Consider the following 18,563-nt stretch of genomic DNA (forward strand, 5'->3'; position numbering starts at 1 on the left):
TTTACTATAACTTTTTTTTGCTAGTTCAGGGACTATGCTTTCAATTAATACTCATGTTTCTAATAACAAATTAATTAAAAATTGTTTGGTTAATAACCATGAAACATTTTCAAAATTAGAAGGAACTAGTGGTGTAATTCAATCAATAACTAGTGATCAAAAAGGCAATGTTTATGCTGCTAATGATGAAGGTATTATTTATTAGACTGGGTGCAAAACTAAGGTAATTCAAAATTATATATTCCTGCTATTAAATTAAATCTTAATGCAAATCTTCGTATTTTATTGCGATATTTTAAACTTAAAATTTTAAAACGTTTTAGTTTAGCAAATACGTGTTCAATTTTAATTCTAATTTTACTTAAAGTTTTATTGTATTGTTTTTGAATTGGTGTTAATGGATTGTATTTACTTTTTTTAAATGGCAAAAATGTATTTTTATGAATATTTTGTATACATTGATAACCTGAATCAACAAAAACTTGTTTTTCTGGATGAATAAAAGTTTTAGATTTTAGAAGCAATTTAAAATCATGAATGCTTCCAAAACAAAAAGCAGTTGAAATAATTTTTCCATTGGAAATATCAATAATTATTTGGGATTTGAGAGAATGATGTTTCTTTTTACCTGAAAAAAGTAATTTTAGTTTTTTTTAATTCTTTCAATTGGAGTTTCAGTAGCATCAATAGCTAACAAATTATTATTAGTACCTTTATTTTTTGTTAAATCTTTTTTTCCAGGTAAATTAAAAATTCCGCTTTTTATTAAAATATTTTCAATTCAAAAAATATTACGAATGCAACTAGTATGACTAATATTATATCTTTTTGCAATAACTCTATAACTACTATAGTCTTTTCAATATTCTAAAGTCATTAATAAACGCTCTTCAATTACAATTTTATTTGTTCTACCACCATAATATTTTTGTTTAGACTCAGCAATTTTTAAAATTTCAAGCATTTTATAAAATGTTTGTGGCTTTATGCCGACTAAACTATAAAATTCTTGATCATCTTTATATTTTTTCAACATAATAACTATCACCTTTAATATTAATAATAATCGTTAAATTGTTAAAATTAAAGGTTTTGCACCAAGTCTATTATATTAGTGAAAATAATAAAGATATTAAACCAATATTTAAAAGTGAAGGTATTATTCAAGCAATAGCAACTTCTAATAATGGTAATGTTTATGTAGCTATAAAAGAAACAAAAAATGAAACAAAAATTTATATAAAAAATAATGATAGTAATAATTTTAAACTACTTGAAAAATTTGATTTTAACTTATTATCAATGATAGTCTATACTTCTAATGATGGTGAAGAATATCTTTATATGGGTACAGATAATGATGTTAAATCATATTATCAATCATTTGGACAAGAATGATTGCAAACTATTCCTGGAACTAAAGGAAAAATTTCTGCAATAATTAAAGATAATAATAATGATAAATGTATTTACGCTGCTACTACTGATGGTCAAATTTATAAAACTATTGGTGGTGATCAAAAATTTAAGGAACTTCTTACTACCGGTAGTAAAATTACTGATTTAAAATTTGATAATTTAGGTAATGTTTATGCTACTGAGATGTCAGGGCAAGTTTGAAAAAAAGATAATAATAAGAATTCTTTTTTTAGATTTCAATTACATCCATTATCAAATTGTTTAACATCTATTGTCATTAATAATGATAACTGTATATATGTTGGTGATAATACTAGTAATCTTTGAAAAAGTTATGGATTATCAACCTTTGATAAACTTCAATTTAAAGTTAATATTAGTATTAAAAAATTAATATTCAATGGTGCAACTAAAAAAATGTATATTGGAAGTAGTAATGGTGTTTATTATTCAGATTAAGTAAATTAGATATTTTTATTATTACTATTATTTTTGCAAAAAAATAAAAGAAATAAGTTATAGATGAAGAAAAATTATTAATTAAAAAAGAATACTAATATTAATGTTAGTATTCTTTTTTAATTAATATATAGTTTCCTAGTATTTTATTTAGGCTTTTCTCCCTTTATGTACTATTTTTAAATTTTATCACATAAATGCTGAGAAAAGCCTATCTACGGACTTCTCCCCACATTTTTAAATCAAACATAACATTACAGTTTCAAAACTAGGTATATTGTTGAATTTATATGCCGATTCTTTTGCGTATAAATGAACATGATGTTTTTCAACTTTGATATGTGTTTTAAATGTTCGTCTGATGTGCTTTCATGCCGATTCAATCTGGTTTATGTTTACACCAGTTTTTGAAACATAACCATCTTGATGGTTAACTGTTTCATGCTTAGTGAAAACTGATTTAAAATGGCGATATCCTTTTCAAGAATCAGTATGTACATCACACTTTGAAGAAATGTGGTTTCTTGCAAATTGCAAAAGATTTTTTTGATTTGCATTTTTCAACACTTTCACAATTAAATTATTGGTTGTTTTTTCATAAATCCCAACAATCAAAGTTTTATTTTTTAAGGATCTTCCTTGTTTTTTAAAACCCATATGTGAAAGATACATTTCATCCATTTGCACTATGCCCTCAACAATGAATTGAGGTTCTTGTTTTGCAATTGCACTTCGGATTTTATGACCCATTCTTCAAGCAGTTTTCAAAGTTACTCCCAATTCTTTTGCAACATCAGTTGATGGAATTCCATGTTTGGTGTTTATTCATCTAAAGATGAGATAAAACCAAGATGTCAAAGGTGTTTGTGACTTGTAAAAAATGGTGTCATGAAGAATACTAAATGTTTGATGACATTTCAAACATCTTATTCTTCTTAAATCAGAAGTATTCAAATTTGTTCAAGAACACCTCATACATTTGTTTTCCTTCAAACTTGCTATATATTTCAAACAATCTTTTTCTGTTTGAAATATATTGTTGAACTCATTCAATTTCATTGTTTCCTCCACAAGTACATGTGGGGAGAAGTCCGTTTATTTATTAATAATATATTCATCATTTCTATATTATTTTAGAAAAAGTAATAAATAAAGTTTAATATAATTTTTGCTAAAAGTTTTTAAAAGAGAAGAACTTTAATATGTGTAGAAATATATGATATATTCATATAGTTTAAAGATAATTTTATGATGATTGTTAGTTGTTTAATAGTAAAAATAAAAGTACTTTAATTATTAATCAAAGTGAAAAATTTTCTTAGACCACACTTTATATATAATTTGATAAAATAGACTTAGAAAATATTAGAGTTAGGAGTATAAAATGAAGAAAATTATTTTAAATCCAAATATTTGTGCTGATGAGATTGAACTTACTATTAAAAAACAAGGTTGAGAAATTATTGATAAAAAATATGATTTTTATCAACCATACGTTAGTATTTTTGATAATTTAAATTATGAAGCAAAAGTAGATTTATATATTGCTTTTAAAACTGCAGGTAACTTTGTTCATAAGGTATATTGCTATTTTTTAGAATTTGATACAAAGAATATTTTTAAAATATCAGAAATTAAATCACCAGAGCATCCTAAGGGACAAATGACAACACGAGTTGCTGATTTTAAGTATTATAAAACTACTGGTAATCTAGGTTTTACTCCTTATAAAAGCCCAATATCTGGTCAACCATATAACTTAAGTCATAATTATCACAGTTTTTTTAATTCATTAATTGAATCAGAAGCAATAAATGAATTAAACTATGTTTGTATTTTATTAAAATATGATAATCATGCTCGAAGCAAGAAAAGACTTCGATATTTTGTTAATTCGTATAAAAAGTTTATTAAATCATTTCTTTTTAAATTTGAAAAATTTGAAATTAGAAAAACACGTGCTTTATTAAGAGCAGAAATATTAAAAGGACAAAAAAAGAAAAAAGTTAGCAAGCCCGCAAAACGAAACGTTATTAAACCTAATAATACTGAAACTGTTATTATTGAAGGTAATTTAAAAACTATTTTTGATCATAAAAATATGACTGTTAAAGTTATTAAAGAAACAAATAATATAGAAAAATCTACTTTAGTATCTAAAAATAAACTTAAAAATAGTAATCAAAAAAATAAAAAATAAATGTTGATAAACCTTCACTTAAAATTGTTAAAGAAGTGTTATAATTATTTATAAAAGAGAGGAAATATTTATTATGCTACTAAGTTTTATTTTATATACAACTTCATTTGAATCCGAGCACTTAGATTCTTTTTTATCAAAGATTTTTGTAAATAAAAAAACTAATTTTGAAGTTGTTGTTGTTGATGATGGCGTTAACAATGAAAATTTGGAGATATTTAGTAAATATTTTAAATTATATCCACAAAATTTAAAAATGATTACTAATTATCAAGTATCAGGTATTGCCATTAGTCGTAATCTTGGCCTTAAATATATTTCCGGACAATATGTAGTTATTTTAAATCCAACCGAAATTCTTAGCGTTAATTTTGTTGAAACAGTTAATAAAATTTTAGATAATAATAAGGATTTAGATTGTATTGAATATTGTGTTCGTTATGAATTTGATATAAATAATGTTTTTCATTCAACAATTAGAACTGAAGTTAATAAAATATATAATTTAAATACAACACAAGGAAAAATAGTCTTTGCTTTAACAACACCAGTTTTAACAACAAAAATCATGAAAGTTAGTATTATTAATGAATATAATTTACAATTTCGTAAAGAAATCCAATTTGATAGTTTATTTTTATACTCATTTTTAGCACATTGTAAAACATATTATGCAATTAATGAAACATTATTAACGTCTAAAAATAACACATTGGAAAATGATAATATTTTTGAACTAATGCACCAATGAATACATATTTTAAACTATTATAATAATTATAAAATTAAAAAAGTTTTATATGAAGAGTTGGAATATGCTTTTGTTAGATACTATCTATATACTCTTTTAAGATTTATTAGTATTTCTAAAAAACCTGCATTAATTGAAAAAACATATAATCGTGTCAAAGAAATTATTGAATTTAAATTTAAAAATTTTAAAAAAAATTCTTATTTTAATACTATTAATCCAAATGATAAATTTACCACTTATGCTCCTGATCTAAGTACTTATTTTAAGAAATATTTTAAAGATAATAATATTAGAGATGATTCAAAATATTGAGAGTAAAAAAATGAATATTAAAAAATTAGATACAACCGAAACATATATAATAGCTAAAACATGAAAACGTATTATTGCACGTATTTTTGACGTGATTTTTGTTAGTTTAATCCCATTAATAATTGGATTAGCAATTCATTATTTAGATAATAAAGGTAATCAAGAATCATGACAATTAATAATTATTTTTATTATTAATATAATTGTTGTAATTATATATTTTGTTATTATCCCATGAAAATGTAAGGGTCAAACTTTGGGAAAATTAATTTTTCAAATAAGATTAGTAAATGAAAAAAATCAAGATTTAAAGTTAAAACATTTTTTTTATCGTGAACTATTTTTAGTTTTTATTCCTCTATTATTAACCACTTCAATAATTCTTTTTATGAAATTGACTTTTAATGAAAACATTGCTACTATTAATAGTAATAGTACTTTAAATTCTTGATTAAATATTCTTATTCGTTCTGTAGTTAGTTTTGATTTTGCTTGGTATTGTGGGATTATGATCGTCACTAAAATTGATAAATATCATCAGCTATTCTTTGATCGTTATCACAAAACTTTTGTCATTAACAAGAAACCACTTGCAACTAATAAAAGGAAGATATCAACTAACGTTAATGATCCACATATTCATTTAGTTTATTCTCAACCAGGAAATATTAATGATGACGAATTAGAAAATATAAATAGTCTTTAATAGTATATACTCTTACTAACTTAAGGATAAATAACATGGATAAAACAAAACTTTTAGAAAATCTAAATGAACAACAACTACAAGCCATTATTAATGTTGATGGCCCATGTCGTATTATTGCGGGGGCTGGAGTTGGAAAGACGCGGGTTATAACATATAAGATTGCTTACTTAATTAATGTAATTAAAATTGCTAGTGAAAAAATATTGGCATTAACTTTTACTAATAAAGCAGCACGTGAAATGAAAGAACGAATAATTCAACTTTTAAATGATACTAACATTAATGTTAATATTGTTACTTATCATGCATTATGTGCCAAAATATTAAGAAGAGATATTCATCATTTAAATATTAATAATAATTTTAATATTATTGATCAAGAAGATCAACGAAAAATATTAAAAGATATTTTTCAAAAAGAATTTTCACATAAAGCTGAATTGCAGGAGTTAAGATTATTAAGTTCTAATATTTCTAACTGAAAAAATAATTATCTTTCTCAAGATCAATTATTAGCTGATTATCAAAATCAAGATGAGTGAATTTTACGTATCAAAGTTTTTGAATCGTATAAAAAATATCAATTTATTAATTCATGTTTAGATTTTGATGATTTATTATTATTAGTTGAACGTCTATTTAAAGAATTTCCACATATTTTAACAAAATGAGAAAAGAAATTTGATTTTATTTTAGTTGATGAATTTCAAGACACTAATGATATTCAATATAATATTTTATTATCACTTGCTAAAAATCATAAAAATATTACTGTAGTTGGTGATCCTGATCAAACTATTTATAGTTGAAGAGGAGCAAATATTAATTTAATATTGAATTTTACTAAACAATTTCCTAATACACAAACATTTATTTTAAATCAAAATTATCGTTCAACAACTAAGATTTTAAATACAGCTAATAGTTTAATTAAAAATAATGTTCAACGTATTGAAAAAGAACTGTTTACTAAAAATGATCTTGGTAATGATATTGTTATGTATCATGCTAGTAGTAGTGATCAAGAAGCACATTGAGTTGCAACAACTGTTAAAAAAATTCATTTAAAATATCATTTAGATTTGAATAAAATTGCTATTCTTTATCGTAATAATTATTTATCAAAAGATTTAGAACAAGCTTTGATTAATAATAATATAAATTATAAAATTTTTGGTGGTTATAAATTTTTTGAACGTAAAGAGATTAAAGACATTTTGGCGTATTTAAAAATTATTGTTTGAAATGATAATATATCAATGATTATAATTTTAAATGCAACACCTAAAATTGGACCAAAAGCTATTGATAACTTATTATTACTTGCTAATGAACAATCACTAACTTTAAATGAATACTTATTTAAATTTCAGTATGGATTACCAAAAAATTATCGTCAACATTTACAACCTTTAATTAATTTAATTAATGAGATGCAAACTAATATCAAAGATGTTACTTCTTTACATAACATGGTTGAAAATTTATTAAATAAAACTAATTATTTAAAAAAACTAGAAGATAATCTTGAAAAAGAAAGAATTGAAAATGTTCAACAATTATTAGAACAATTGCTTGAATATGATAGTAGTAATAATGAATTACAAGGCGAAGAATTATTAACGTCATTTTTACAAGAAGTAAGTTTATATACTGATTTAGATGAAAATAGTACTAATAAAGCCGTTAATTTAATGACAATTCACAGTGCTAAAGGTCTAGAATTTGATGTTGTTTTTATAGTTGGCATTAATGAAGGTATTTTACCTGGAATAGGTAAATTTAGTATAGAAAACTTAGATAAAATTGAAGAAGAACGACGACTTTTTTATGTTTCAATTACTAGGGCAAAAAAATGATTATTTTTATCTAGTGCCAGTGGATATTCATATATCTTGGATCGTATGAAACAACCATCTCGTTTCTTAAAAGATTTAGATCTTAAATATTTAAAAATCATTAATAACGAACACCAAGAAATGGCAGCAACTTATCAAAATCGTAATCATTCTAAATTTAATTACTATAAAGCTGATAATAAAGATAAGGTTGAAATAACTAATAATTGAAATGTTGGAGATATAATTATTCATGAAATTTTTGGAAAAGGTATTATTACTAAATTAATTGGTGATAAAATTCAAGTTGCTTTTCATAAAAATCATGGTGGTATTAGAATTATTAGTTCTAATCATATTGCTATTAAAAAATTTGTATAAATTTATTTTTATTAAAAATGTCTATTTTTTGGACATTTTTAAGTGTTTTTAAAAAATTTCTTATAAAAAAAATATTTTTTTATAAGAAATTTTTTATTACATATTAATTTTTTCAAGTATAAAATTAGAATTAAGATTTATTTTAATTCTAATTTTCCTAATAACATTTTAAAATTGGTGCTAAATTGCCAATTATTTTTTATTTTGAAATAACTTTAGAAAAATTAATATTTTAATAAATCTTATTATTTTAATGAAAGGAAAAAAGTAATTATGATAAAAATAAATTTAGAAGCGTGAAAAGGTTTAATTCGTAATTGAATTGAAGTTAACCCCAATCGTGATGGTCAATCAGTTACTAATAAAGTTAAACAACATGCTAACTATTTATTCCAACCTTATTATGATGGAGGATTATGAATAGGAACAACTCCTAGAGAATTAATTAATGGTAAAGAAATTATATTACATGATGGTAAAAAAGTTTTGGGAACCTCCCAAAAAAGTAGGAAGATGAATTACTAGATAAATAAATTCTTTCCAAAATTACTATTTCAAAATGATGATAGACAAATTAAATTCTCTTTTATCCTTAAATTTATATTCGACGTATTTTCAAAAATATACATTTAAAAAATTATTATCAAAGGAAAAAGACAAGAAATAATCTTGTCTTTTTTTTGTAATTGTAAAATTTTAAAATTTTTAATAAACCTCTTTAACGCTATTATCAACACGTGTTAGGGAATTAAAACAGTGAACCACAACACAGTTGTTAAAAATAGTGGCCAAAACATGTGGACTTGCATGGATAAATAAAAAGTGGAGTGATACCTAATAAAATATACTAACCAGTAATGGTAATTATTGGGGTGGGAGTGAATTGGAAACTAGTATATATAGACCTGTTGTAGGGACCTATTGTATTAATTCTATTCTTTATTTAACCAACCTTGCCACTCCCCAGTGATCAAGTGTTGGTTTTATTTTTTATTTGAAAATTATCCCCACATGTACTAGTGTGGAGGAAAAAATGAATTGAAATGAATTCAATAGCATATTTCAAAATGAAAACGATTGTTTGAAATATATAGCGAAGTTGAAAATAATGAAATGCATCAGGTGTGCTTCTTCTAGTTTGAATACTTCTGATTTGAGAAGAATACGATGTTTGAACTGTAACCAAACATTTAGTATTCTTTATGGAACCATTTTTTATAAGTCACAGACCCAAATGACATCTTGGTTTTATCTCATCTTTAGATGAATAAACACAAAGCATGGCATACCAGCAACCGATGTTGCAAGGTAATTGGGTGTGACCTATAAAACAGCTTGAAGAATGTGTCATGAAATCAGGACTAGAATTGGAAATCAAGATGCAGGTTTCATTGTTGATGGCACAGCACAGATGGATGAAATGTATCTTTCACATTTAGGTTTTAAAAAACAAGGAAGATCCTTGTTGAATAAAACTTTGGTTGTTGGAGTTTATGAGAAAACCAGCAACAAACTAATTGTGAAGGTGCTGAAAAACGCAGATGAAAAAAACCTTTTAAGATTTGCATTGAAACACATTTTTACTGAGTGCTGTCTATTTACGGATTCTTGGAAGGGATATGTAAGTTTCAAAAACTTCTATCCCAAACATGAAATCGTAAATCATGAAGTTGGGTATGTGTCACCAACAGGTGTAAACACAAACCAGATTGAATCAGCATGAAAGCACATCCGACGAACTTTCCGAACACACATAAGAGTTTCAAAGCACAATATTCATTTATATGCAAAAGAATCAGCATATAAATTCAATAACATACCTAGTTTTGAAACTGTAATTTTGTGTTTGATTTAAATACATGCGGGGATAATTTCCTAGGTAGGCTTTTATCTCCATTTATGTGATAAAATTTAAAAATAGTACATAAAGGGATAAAAGTCTTTTATTTTTTTTGAAAAAATTTTTGGGTGAGAAAATAAATTTCAAACTTGTAAAAAAAATTAAGCGGTGCCGGTTCAATTAAAATATTAATTTGTTTAACACAAATTAAATAAATATTGAATCGAATGCCTTAATGTTTTTTAAAATTTCACAATTTATTTTTGAGCCCAGTTTTCATGGAATAGACTTGGTGCAAAACCTTTAATTTTAAAAATTTAACGATTATTATTAATATTAAAGGTGATAGTTATTATTTTGAAAAAATATAAAAATGATCAAGAATTTTATAGTTTAGTCGGCATAAAGCCACAAACATTTTATAAAATGCTTGAATTTTTAAAAATTGCTGAGTCTAAACAAAAATATTATGGTGGTAGAAAAAATAAAATTGTAATTGAAGAGCGTTTATTAATGACTTTAGAATATTGAAAAGACTATAGTAGTTATAGAGTTATTGCAAAAAGATATAATATTAGTCATACTAGTTGCATTCGTAATATTTTTTGAATTGAAAATATTTTAATAAAAAGCGGAATTTTTAATTTACCTGGAAAAAAAGATTTAACAAAAAATAAAGGTACTGATAATAATTTGTTAGCTATTGATGCTACTGAAACTCCAATTGAAAGAATTAAAAAAGGAAATTATCCCCACATGTACTAGTGTTTTAATTTTCAAAAAAACTCTTGATGAAATAAAAAAAATCATCAACCTGGCCTAAAATTTTATTTTATTTAATTTTGGGATTTATTTTTTTTACAAACTGAAATATAATGCTTCAGATTTTGCATAAGGTGATATTTTATAATGTTGGTATTTAAATTTTCATAAATTGAGGTAATTTTGAATATTGGTAAATCCAATGCCATGATAATGAGTAATAAATTCTTTTAAACTTGATTGTATTTTACTGATATTACTTAAATTTTTATAATTTAATTCTTTATTTTCTTTTGATTTAAATTTCTTGAGAGTACATTTTGTTTGTTTAGCTACTGTATCATATAGTATTTGCATATCACAAACTATAATTGATTTTTCTTCGATAAGCTTAGATGTTAAATTTTCTTGTACTCATTTTTTTGTTAATCTTTTAGTATTTGTTGTTTGAGCATAAATATTTTTATTTTCATCAATTGCCATTTCAATACAACAGTTTAAATCTTTAGCATTTTCTTCAATTCATTTTTTTCTTGGATCATCTGTATTTTTGAAATTTCCTTTATGAATTTCTTTGATAAAAGTTTCATCAATTTCAATTCTACCTTTTAATTTTGTGAATGGTTTTTGTTTTTTTGCTAATTGTGATGATTTCATAAATTTTTGACGATTAAATCATGCTGATGTTTTTGAAATTTTAGCAAATTGAGAAATAGTATAAGCAGATTGACCTAACAATGACAATCAAATTATTCAATCTCATTGTTCATGAGATAAATGACTTCAATGTAAAAAATGATTTCTTAAAGCATCAAAGCTACTTTTACAATCTTTGCATAAATATTTTTGCTTATTATTCTTAAAACCATTTTTTACACATCAATAAGATTTACAATTTGGACATTGAATTCCTTTTTCTTTAAATTTTTTATCAATTGCATCTAATTTTTCTTTTTTCTCAATTTGTTTAATTCTATTTTTAAAATGTCTAATAATTTTTATAAATTCTTCATCTTTTTTGTTTTTTAAAACATCAATTAATTCATTATTAGTCACAAAAAATCACCCCTGATATAAAAATATTACTTTTAATTTTAAATTAAAAGTAATATCAAGAGTTTTTTTGAAAATTAAAATACTAGTGTGGAGGAAAAAATGAATTGAAATGAATTCAATAGCATATTTCAAACTGAAAACGATTGTTTGAAATATATAGCGAAGTTGAAAATAATGAAATGCATCAGGTGTGCTTCTTCTGGTTTGAATACTTCTGATTTGAGAAGAATACGATGTTTGAACTGTAACCAAACATTTAGTATTCTTTATGGAACCATTTTTTATAAGTCACAGACCCAAATGACATCTTGGTTTTATCTCATCTTTAGATGAATAAACACAAAGCATGGCATACCAGCAACCGATGTTGCAAGGGAATTGGGTGTGACCTATAAAACAGCTTGAAGAATGTGTCATGAAATCAGGACTAGAATTGGAAATCAAGATGCAGGTTTCATTGTTGATGGCACAGCACAGATGGATGAAATGTATCTTTCACATTTAGGTTTTAAAAAACAAGGAAGATCCTTGTTGAATAAAACTTTGATTGTTGGAGTTTATGAGAAAACCAGCAACAAACTAATTGTGAAGGTGCTGAAAAATGCAGATGAAAAAAACCTTTTAAGATTTGCATTGAAACACATTTTTACTGAGTGCTGTCTATTTACGGATTCTTGGAAGGGATATGTAAGTTTCAAAAACTTCTATCCCAAACATGAAATCGTAAATCATGAAGTTGGGTATGTGTCACCAACAGGTGTAAACACAAACCAGATTGAATCAGCATGAAAGCACATCCGACGAACTTTCCGAACACACATAAGAGTTTCAAAGCACAATATTCATTTATATGCAAAAGAATCAGCATATAAATTCAATAACATACCTAGTTTTGAAACTGTAATTTTGTGTTTGATTTAAATACATGCAGGGATAATTTCCTAGGTAGGCTTTTATCTCTATTTATGTGATAAAATTTAAAAATAGTACATAAAGGGATAAAAGCCTTAAAAAAAACTAAAATTACTTTTTTCAGGTAAAAAGAAACATCATTCTCTCAAATCCCAAATAATTATTGATATTTCCAATGGAAAAATTATTTCAACTGCTTTTTGTTTTGGAAGCATTCATGATTTTAAATTGCTTCTAAAATCTAAAACTTTTATTCATCCAGAAAAACAAGTTTTTGTTGATTCAGGTTATCAAGGTATACAAAATATTCATAAAAATACATTTTTGCCATTTAAAAAAAGTAAATACAATCAATTAACACCAATTCAAAAAGAATACAATAAAACTTTAAGTAAAATTAGAATTAAAATTGAACACGTATTTGCTAAACTAAAACGTTTTAAAATTTTAAGTTTAAAATATCGCAATAAAATACGAAGATTTGCATTAAGATTTAATTTAATAGCAGGAATATATAATTTTGAATTACCTTAGTTTTGCACCAAGTCTAATGAATAAAACGAATAGTAATAGTATTAATAATCTAAACATCAAAATATATGTTCTTTATGCTAGAAGCAACAGAACATATTAGGAAAGGATTATTATGCAAATAGAATTTAAAAAAGAACAAATTGTTAAAGATAAACCACAATCTATTCTTATTGATTATGTTGAATATAAATTATCACTTCCAAAATGAATGATTAAAAATAATTCTTTTATTGTTGATAACAGTTACACATATTGAGTTTTTAATTTAGAAAATATTAAAAGAGAATTAAGTGGTAATGAATTAATAAAATTATTAGAACCATATATTAAAGACCAAAACATAACTGTTAATAAACCAACTACTCCAAAAGAATATTATCTTAATGATATAAAACTTGAACCACTAACATTTTATGAACAGCATAATAGTTGATTTATTGGTGAAATAACAGATAACAAAACTAAAATTACTAATCCTTGTTTTAAATATAACATTACGTGAGAAGAGAACAAAAAAGATTTTAAAATAAATAATACATATAATCATAATGATTTACCAATTAATTATATAGTTACTTCTTATAAGGAAAATTCAACTCATAATGAAAAAGTATTTTTTGTTGAACATGTAAACAAAATAAATTAGATTATTTATTCTTTAATACTAATGATATTAAAACAAGAAAATATTTTTTAAGACCTGAGTTGTAAATATAAATGGGACAGTTTTTTAAAATAATTGTATTAAATCTATTGGTCTTTTATAAGAGAGCGATTTTCTGGGTGTAGAATTAATTTGAAATGCTATAAAATTTAAATCTTTTTGTTTATATGAAGATAGATCTGTAGATTTTGGTAAATATCTTCTTAAAATACCATTATTATTTTCATTTAAACCCCTTTGGCAAGGTTTACCAGGATCTGCAAAATAAATTTTGACATTACAAATTTTTTCGATTAATCTTCATTTACTAAATTCTTTACCACGTTCAAAAGTAATGGTTTTAACTGTTCCTTTTTGTAACTTTGAAATAAATTTTATTAGACTTGGTGCAAAACCTTTAATTTTAACAATTTAACGATTATTATTAATATTAAAGGTGATAGTTATTATGTTGAAAAAATATAAAGATGATCAAGAATTTTATAGTTTAGTCGGCATAAAGCCACAAACATTTTATAAAATGCTTGAAATTTTAAAAATGGCTGAGTCTAAACAAAAATATTATGGTGGTAGAAAAAATAAAATTGTAATTGAAGAGCGTTTATTAATGACTTTAGAATATTGAAAAGACTATAGTAGTTATAGAGTTATTGCAAAAAGATATAATATTAGTCATACTAGTTGCATTCGTAATATTTTTTGAATTGAAAATATTTTAATAAAAAGCGGAATTTTTAATTTACCTGGAAAAAAAGATTTAACAAAAAATAAAGGTACTAATAATAATTTGTTTTAATTTTCAAAAAAACTCTTGATGAAATAAAAAAAATCATCAACCTGGCCTAAAATTTGATTTTATTTAATTTTGGGATTTATTTTTTTTACAAACTGAAATATAATGCTTCAGATTTTGCATAAGGTGATATTTTATAATGTTGGTATTTAAATTTTCATAAATTGAGGTAATTTTGAATATTGATAAATCCAATGCCATGATAATGAGTAATAAATTCTTTTAAACTTGATTGTATTTTACTGATATTACTTAAATTTTTATAATTTAATTCTTTATTTTCTTTTGATTTAAATTTCTTGAGAGTACATTTTGTTTGTTTAGCTACTGTATCATATAGTATTTGCATATCACAAACTATAATTGATTTTTCTTCGATAAGCTTAGATGTTAAATTTTCTTGTACTCATTTTTTTGTTAATCTTTTAGTATTTGTTGTTTGAGCATAAATATTTTTATTTTCATCAATTGCCATTTCAATACAACAGTTTAAATCTTTAGCATTTTCTTCAATTCATTTTTTTCTTGGATCATCTGGATTTTTGAAATTTCCTTTATGAATTTCTTTGATAAAAGTTTCATCAATTTCAATTCTACCTTTTAATTTTGTGAATGGTTTTTGTGTTTTGGCTAATTGTGATGATTTCATAAATTTTTGACGATTAAATCATGCTGATGTTTTTGAAATTTTAGCAAATTGAGAAATAGTATAAGCAGATTGACCTAACAATGACAATCAAATTATTCAATCTCATTGTTCATGAGATAAATGACTTCAATGTAAAAAATGATTTCTTAAAGCATCAAAGCTACTTTTACAATCTTTGCATAAATATTTTTGCTTATTATTCTTAAAACCATTTTTTACACATCAATAAGATTTACAATTTGGACATTGAATTCCTTTTTCTTTAAATTTTTTATCAATTGCATCTAATTTTTCTTTTTTCTCAATTTGTTTAATTCTATTTTTAAAATGTCTAATAATTTTTATAAATTCTTCATCTTTTTTGTTTTTTAAAACATCAATTAATTCATTATTAGTCACAAAAAATCACCCCTGATATAAAAATATTACTTTTAATTTAAAATTAAAAGTAATATCAAGATTTTTTGTGAAAATTAAAAATAATTTGTTAGCTATTGATGATACTGAAACTCCAATTGAAAGAATTAAAAAAGGAAATTATCCCCACATGTACTAGTGTGGAGGAAAAAATGAATGGAAATGAATTCAATAGCATATTTCAAACTGAAAACGATTGTTTGAAATATATAGCGAAGTTGAAAATAATGAAATGCATCAGATGTGCTTCTTCTAGTTTGAATACTTCTGATTTGAGAAGAATACGATGTTTGAACTGTAACCAAACATTTAGTATTCTTTATGGAACCATTTTTTATAAGTCACAAACCCAAATGACATCTTGGTTTTATCTCATCTTTAGATGAATAAACACAAAGCATGGCATACCAGCAACCGATGTTGCAAGGGAATTGAGTGTTACCTATAAAACAGCTTGAAGAATGTGTCATGAAATCAGGACTAGAATTGGAAATCAAGATGCAGGTTTCATTCTTGATGGCACAGCACAGATGGATGAAATGTATCTTTCACATTTAGGTTTTAAAAAACAAGGAAGATCCTTGTTGAATAAAACTTTGAGTGTTGGATTTTATGAGAAAACCAGCAACAAACTAATTGTGAAGGTGCTGAAAAATGCAGATGAAAAAAACCTTTTAAGATTTGCATTGAAACACATTTTTACTGAGTGCTGTCTATTTACGGATTCTTGGAAGGGATATGTAAGTTTCAAAAACTTCTATCCCAAACATGAAATCGTAAATCATGAAGTTGGGTATGTGTCACCAACAGGTGTAAACACAAACCAGATTGAATCAGCATGAAAGCACATCCGACGAACTTTCCGAACACACATAAGAGTTTCAAAGCACAATATTCATTTATATGCAAAAGAATCAGCATATAAATTCAATAACATACCTAGTTTTGAAACTGTAATTTTGTGTTTGATTTAAATACATGCAGAGATAATTTCCTAGGTAGGCTTTTATCTCTATTTATGTGATAAAATTTAAAAATAGTACATAAAGGGATAAAAGCCTTAAAAAAAACTAAAATTACTTTTTTCAGGTAAAAAGAAACATCATTCTCTCAAATCCCAAATAATTATTGATATTTCCAATGGAAAAATTATTTCAACTGCTTTTTGTTTTGGAAGCATTCATGATTTTAAATTGCTTCTAAAATCTAAAACTTTTATTCATCCAGAAAAACAAGTTTTTGTTGATTCAGGTTATCAAGGTATACAAAATATTCATAAAAATACATTTTTGCCATTTAAAAAAAGTAAATACAATCAATTAACACCAATTCAAAAAGAATACAATAAAACTTTAAGTAAAATTAGAATTAAAATTGAACACGTATTTGCTAAACTAAAACGTTTTAAAATTTTAAGTTTAAAATATAGCAATAAAATACGAAGATTTGCATTAAGATTTAATTTAATAGCAGGAATATATAATTTTGAATTACCTTAGTTTTGCACCAAGTCTAATGTAAAAAATGATTTCTTAAAGCATCAAAGCTACTTTTACAATCTTTGCATAAATATTTTTGCTTATTATTCTTAAAACCATTTTTTACACATCAATAAGATTTACAATTTGGACATTGAATTCCTTTTTCTTTAAATTTTTTATCAATTGCATCTAATTTTTCTTTTTTCTCAATTTGTTTAATTCTATTTTTAAAATGTCTAATAATTTTTATAAATTATTCATCTTTTTTGTTTTTTAAAACATCAATTAATTCATTATTAGTCACAAAAAATCACCCCTGATATAAAAATATTACTTTTAATTTTAAATTAAAAGTAATATCAAGATTTTTTTTGAAAATTAAAAGTTTTTTCTACTGGTGAAGGTCTTTCTCCACCACAAGTGACGACACTTATACTTGTTACTCCAATTAAAGTTACTACTGCTAGACTACTTAGTAATTTCTTCATATATCTTTACCACCTAATCTTTAATTATTTCTTTAATTGTAAAATTAAAAAGGACACTTATATAAAAATTAAATTGTGTTAGTTCTATAATTAAGAAAAGAAAGGAATTAGCGCAATGTATAAGTATCTGAGTATTGAATCAATAATAGCAATAAAAGAATATAAAAATTATGGATTTTCGATTCGTAAAATAGCAAAAATTGTTGATTATAGTAAATCAACTGTACATAGAGTTTGTAGATTAGACTTGGCGCAAAACTAAGGTAATTCAAAATTATATATTCCTGCTATTAAATTAAATCTTAATGCAAATCTTCGTATTTTATTGCGATATTTTAAACTTAAAATTTTAAAACGTTTTAGTTTAGCAAATACGTGTTAAATTTTAATTCTAATTTTACTTAAAGTTTTATTGTATTCTTTTTGAATTGGTGTTAATTGATTGTATTTACTTTTTTTAAATGGCAAAAATGTATTTTTATGAATATTTTGTATACATTGATAACCTGAATCAACAAAAACTTGTTTTTCTGGATGAATAAAAGTTTTAGATTTTAAAAGCAATTTAAAATCATGAATGCTTCCAAAACAAAAAGCAGTTGAAATAATTTTTCCATTGGAAATATCAATAATTATTTGGGATTTGAGAGAATGATGTTTCTTTTTACCTGAAAAAAGTAATTTTAGTTTTTTTTAATTCTTTCAATTGGAGTTTCAGTAGCATCAATAGCTAACAAATTATTATTAGTACCTTTATTTTTTGTTAAATCTTTTTTTTCAGGTAAATTAAAAATTCCGCTTTTTATTAAAATATTTTCAATTCTTTAATTGTAAAATTAAAAAGGACACTTATATAAAAATTAAATTGTGTTAGTTCTATAATTAAGAAAAGAAA

The 18,563-nt window shown here is 24.0% G+C and carries 24 protein-coding genes and 2 pseudogenes; 17 read left to right on the top strand and 9 right to left on the bottom strand.

What is annotated here, in order from left to right; translation table 4 throughout:
* The first annotated feature begins 34 nt into the window (after positions 1–34).
* A complete protein-coding gene (locus AAHM78_RS11270; RefSeq protein ID WP_342253224.1) occupies positions 35–205 on the top strand; it encodes a hypothetical protein in 171 nt (56 codons plus the stop codon).
* A gap of 13 nt (positions 206–218) precedes the next feature.
* On the opposite strand, the gene AAHM78_RS11275 is transcribed toward AAHM78_RS11270, so the two are convergent.
* On the bottom strand, positions 219–593 hold the full coding sequence (locus tag AAHM78_RS11275) for a transposase family protein (RefSeq protein ID WP_342255114.1): 375 nt from the start codon (positions 591–593) through the stop codon (positions 219–221).
* 50 nt (positions 594–643) lie between these two features.
* On the bottom strand, positions 644–1,036 hold the full coding sequence (locus AAHM78_RS11280; RefSeq protein WP_342253225.1) for a transposase family protein: 393 nt from the start codon (positions 1,034–1,036) through the stop codon (positions 644–646).
* Positions 1,037–1,092: 56 nt separating this feature from the next.
* Here AAHM78_RS11280 and AAHM78_RS11285 point away from each other — a divergent pair, with 56 nt between their 5' ends.
* Positions 1,093–1,878 (top strand): WD40 repeat domain-containing protein, encoded by a 786-nt coding sequence (locus tag AAHM78_RS11285; RefSeq protein ID WP_342253226.1) that lies wholly within the window; start codon positions 1,093–1,095, stop codon positions 1,876–1,878.
* A gap of 237 nt (positions 1,879–2,115) precedes the next feature.
* Here the strand turns inward: AAHM78_RS11285 and AAHM78_RS11290 are convergent, their stop codons facing one another.
* Positions 2,116–2,937, bottom strand: coding sequence for an IS1595 family transposase (locus tag AAHM78_RS11290; protein ID WP_342252843.1), 822 nt, complete (start codon positions 2,935–2,937; stop codon positions 2,116–2,118).
* A gap of 325 nt (positions 2,938–3,262) precedes the next feature.
* Here AAHM78_RS11290 and AAHM78_RS11295 point away from each other — a divergent pair, with 325 nt between their 5' ends.
* The 8 genes from AAHM78_RS11295 (at position 3,263) to AAHM78_RS11330 (ending at position 10,677) form a co-directional block, all read left to right on the top strand.
* On the top strand, positions 3,263–4,078 hold the full coding sequence (locus AAHM78_RS11295) for a hypothetical protein (protein WP_342253227.1): 816 nt from the start codon (positions 3,263–3,265) through the stop codon (positions 4,076–4,078).
* A 73-nt stretch (positions 4,079–4,151) separates the two neighbouring features.
* The gene (locus AAHM78_RS11300) at positions 4,152–5,150 is read left to right on the top strand and encodes a glycosyltransferase family A protein (RefSeq protein ID WP_342253228.1); all 999 of its coding nucleotides are present in this window, start codon (positions 4,152–4,154) and stop codon (positions 5,148–5,150) included.
* A 4-nt stretch (positions 5,151–5,154) separates the two neighbouring features.
* A complete protein-coding gene (locus AAHM78_RS11305) occupies positions 5,155–5,850 on the top strand; it encodes an RDD family protein (RefSeq protein WP_252320210.1) in 696 nt (231 codons plus the stop codon).
* Between the two features lie 35 nt (positions 5,851–5,885).
* The gene (locus AAHM78_RS11310; RefSeq protein WP_342253229.1) at positions 5,886–8,072 is read left to right on the top strand and encodes an ATP-dependent helicase; all 2,187 of its coding nucleotides are present in this window, start codon (positions 5,886–5,888) and stop codon (positions 8,070–8,072) included.
* A 273-nt stretch (positions 8,073–8,345) separates the two neighbouring features.
* Positions 8,346–8,597: a hypothetical protein gene (locus tag AAHM78_RS11315; RefSeq protein WP_342253230.1), complete on the top strand. Its 252-nt coding sequence runs from the start codon at positions 8,346–8,348 to the stop codon at positions 8,595–8,597.
* A gap of 613 nt (positions 8,598–9,210) precedes the next feature.
* Positions 9,211–9,384 carry a hypothetical protein gene (locus AAHM78_RS11320; RefSeq protein ID WP_342253231.1) on the top strand — a complete coding sequence of 58 codons (174 nt, stop codon included), beginning with the start codon at positions 9,211–9,213 and terminating at the stop codon, positions 9,382–9,384.
* Positions 9,385–9,390: 6 nt separating this feature from the next.
* On the top strand, positions 9,391–9,927 hold the full coding sequence (locus AAHM78_RS11325; RefSeq protein ID WP_342253232.1) for an IS1595 family transposase: 537 nt from the start codon (positions 9,391–9,393) through the stop codon (positions 9,925–9,927).
* A 342-nt stretch (positions 9,928–10,269) separates the two neighbouring features.
* The gene (locus tag AAHM78_RS11330) at positions 10,270–10,677 is read left to right on the top strand and encodes a transposase family protein (RefSeq protein ID WP_342253233.1); all 408 of its coding nucleotides are present in this window, start codon (positions 10,270–10,272) and stop codon (positions 10,675–10,677) included.
* Between the two features lie 93 nt (positions 10,678–10,770).
* Here AAHM78_RS11330 and AAHM78_RS11335 read toward each other — a convergent pair whose 3' ends face one another.
* A complete protein-coding gene (locus AAHM78_RS11335; protein ID WP_342253234.1) occupies positions 10,771–11,730 on the bottom strand; it encodes an IS1595 family transposase in 960 nt (319 codons plus the stop codon).
* A 204-nt stretch (positions 11,731–11,934) separates the two neighbouring features.
* On the opposite strand from AAHM78_RS11335, the gene AAHM78_RS11340 reads away from it, so the two are divergent.
* The 3 genes from AAHM78_RS11340 to AAHM78_RS11350 all read left to right on the top strand — a co-directional run bounded on the left by AAHM78_RS11340 (position 11,935) and on the right by AAHM78_RS11350 (position 13,822).
* Positions 11,935–12,651, top strand: a complete 717-nt coding sequence (locus tag AAHM78_RS11340) for an IS1595 family transposase (RefSeq protein WP_342253235.1) — start codon at positions 11,935–11,937, stop codon at positions 12,649–12,651.
* A 159-nt stretch (positions 12,652–12,810) separates the two neighbouring features.
* Entirely contained in the window at positions 12,811–13,176 is a 366-nt protein-coding gene (locus tag AAHM78_RS11345) for a transposase family protein (RefSeq protein ID WP_342254958.1), read from the top strand.
* A 112-nt stretch (positions 13,177–13,288) separates the two neighbouring features.
* Entirely contained in the window at positions 13,289–13,822 is a 534-nt protein-coding gene (locus tag AAHM78_RS11350; protein ID WP_342253236.1) for a hypothetical protein, read from the top strand.
* 84 nt (positions 13,823–13,906) lie between these two features.
* Here AAHM78_RS11350 and AAHM78_RS17110 read toward each other — a convergent pair.
* Positions 13,907–14,224, bottom strand: a pseudogene (locus AAHM78_RS17110) (IS30 family transposase); the annotation flags it as partial.
* Positions 14,225–14,288: 64 nt separating this feature from the next.
* On the opposite strand from AAHM78_RS17110, the gene AAHM78_RS11360 reads away from it, so the two are divergent.
* Positions 14,289–14,636: a transposase family protein gene (locus AAHM78_RS11360; protein WP_342253238.1), complete on the top strand. Its 348-nt coding sequence runs from the start codon at positions 14,289–14,291 to the stop codon at positions 14,634–14,636.
* Positions 14,637–14,721: 85 nt separating this feature from the next.
* Here the strand turns inward: AAHM78_RS11360 and AAHM78_RS11365 are convergent, their stop codons facing one another.
* Positions 14,722–15,681 carry an IS1/IS1595 family N-terminal zinc-binding domain-containing protein gene (locus AAHM78_RS11365; protein ID WP_342253239.1) on the bottom strand — a complete coding sequence of 320 codons (960 nt, stop codon included), beginning with the start codon at positions 15,679–15,681 and terminating at the stop codon, positions 14,722–14,724.
* 275 nt (positions 15,682–15,956) lie between these two features.
* On the opposite strand from AAHM78_RS11365, the gene AAHM78_RS11370 reads away from it, so the two are divergent.
* Positions 15,957–16,673, top strand: a complete 717-nt coding sequence (locus tag AAHM78_RS11370; protein WP_342253240.1) for an IS1595 family transposase — start codon at positions 15,957–15,959, stop codon at positions 16,671–16,673.
* A gap of 159 nt (positions 16,674–16,832) precedes the next feature.
* Positions 16,833–17,198: a transposase family protein gene (locus tag AAHM78_RS11375; RefSeq protein ID WP_342255155.1), complete on the top strand. Its 366-nt coding sequence runs from the start codon at positions 16,833–16,835 to the stop codon at positions 17,196–17,198.
* 13 nt (positions 17,199–17,211) lie between these two features.
* On the opposite strand, the gene AAHM78_RS17115 is transcribed toward AAHM78_RS11375, so the two are convergent.
* Positions 17,212–17,430, bottom strand: coding sequence for an IS1/IS1595 family N-terminal zinc-binding domain-containing protein (locus tag AAHM78_RS17115; protein ID WP_425289809.1), 219 nt, complete (start codon positions 17,428–17,430; stop codon positions 17,212–17,214).
* Positions 17,431–17,527: 97 nt separating this feature from the next.
* Positions 17,528–17,668 carry a hypothetical protein gene (locus tag AAHM78_RS11380; RefSeq protein WP_342253241.1) on the bottom strand — a complete coding sequence of 47 codons (141 nt, stop codon included), beginning with the start codon at positions 17,666–17,668 and terminating at the stop codon, positions 17,528–17,530.
* Between the two features lie 115 nt (positions 17,669–17,783).
* On the opposite strand from AAHM78_RS11380, the pseudogene AAHM78_RS11385 reads away from it, so the two are divergent.
* Positions 17,784–17,927: pseudogene (locus AAHM78_RS11385) on the top strand (helix-turn-helix domain-containing protein); the annotation flags it as partial.
* Positions 17,928–18,046: 119 nt separating this feature from the next.
* Here AAHM78_RS11385 and AAHM78_RS11390 read toward each other — a convergent pair.
* Positions 18,047–18,301, bottom strand: coding sequence for a transposase family protein (locus AAHM78_RS11390; protein WP_342255156.1), 255 nt, complete (start codon positions 18,299–18,301; stop codon positions 18,047–18,049).
* Positions 18,302–18,563: the final 262 nt, after the last annotated feature.

The sequence above is a fragment of the Spiroplasma endosymbiont of Zeiraphera isertana genome (assembly GCF_964030805.1).
In the GTDB taxonomy this organism is placed as follows: Bacteria; Bacillota_I; Bacilli_A; order Mycoplasmatales; family VBWQ01; genus Spiroplasma_E.